The 797-nt window shown below is 68.6% G+C and carries 1 protein-coding gene and 1 pseudogene; both read left to right on the top strand.

Annotated elements, in window-relative coordinates; translation table 11 throughout:
• Positions 1 to 377, top strand: a pseudogene (locus ACFLIM_RS50270) (hypothetical protein); the annotation flags it as partial.
• A gap of 21 nt (positions 378 to 398) precedes the next feature.
• Positions 399 to 797: cation transporter (locus ACFLIM_RS50265; RefSeq protein WP_393178047.1), on the top strand; the 399-nt coding region annotated here is incomplete at its 3' end.

The raw sequence follows: 797 nt of genomic DNA, 5'->3' as shown, positions 1-797 counted from the left end.
TCACCCTCGACGGCGACCTGACACCGGGGCAGGCGAGTAAGCTCACCCTGAAGGTGAGCAAGGACGGCGAGCCGGTCACCGACCTGCAGCCCTACCTGGGTGCTTACGGGCACCTGGTGGTCCTGCGTGTCAGGGACCTGGCCTACCTGCATGTCCACCCGGACGGCGCGCCGGGCGACGGCAAGACCCAGGCCGGGCCCGAGATCGTTTTCTACGCCGAGGTGCCCAGCGGCGGCGACTACCGCCTGTTCCTGGACTTCCAGCACGAGGGCGAGGTCCGTACGGCCGACTTCACCCTCGGCGCGGGCCAGGGGCCGGCGACCCCGGCGACCCCGGCGGCCACGTCCACAGCCACGTCCGGCGGGCACGGCCACTGAGCGAGAGAAAGGAGAACGGTGATGTCTTCTGTCATCGATGACCGGCAGAACGCGGTCGAGCTCTCGATCGGCGGCATGACCTGTGCCTCGTGCGCCAACCGCATCGAGCGCAAGCTCAACAAGATGGACGGCGTGACCGCGACGGTCAACTACGCCACGGAGAAGGCGAAGGTCACCTTCCCCGAAGGTGTCGATCCGCAGGAGCTGATCAGCGAGGTCGAGAAGGCCGGCTACACCGCAGCGCTGCCCGCTCCGCCCACGGCGGAGGAGGCGGAGCCTGAGGACGAGCTGCGGCCGCTGCGCAACCGCCTGATCACTTCCGTGGTGTTGTCCGTGCCGGTGGTCGCGATGGCGATGATCCCGGCGTTGCAGTTCACGAACTGGCAGTGGTTGTCGCTGACGCTGGCCGCGCCGGTGGTG

It is taken from the genome of Nonomuraea marmarensis, from assembly GCF_043197025.1.
Lineage (GTDB): Bacteria > Actinomycetota > Actinomycetes > Streptosporangiales > Streptosporangiaceae > Nonomuraea > Nonomuraea marmarensis.
The sequence above is the reverse complement of the archived record's forward strand: the minus strand, read 5'-3'. Positions and strand labels throughout refer to the sequence as shown.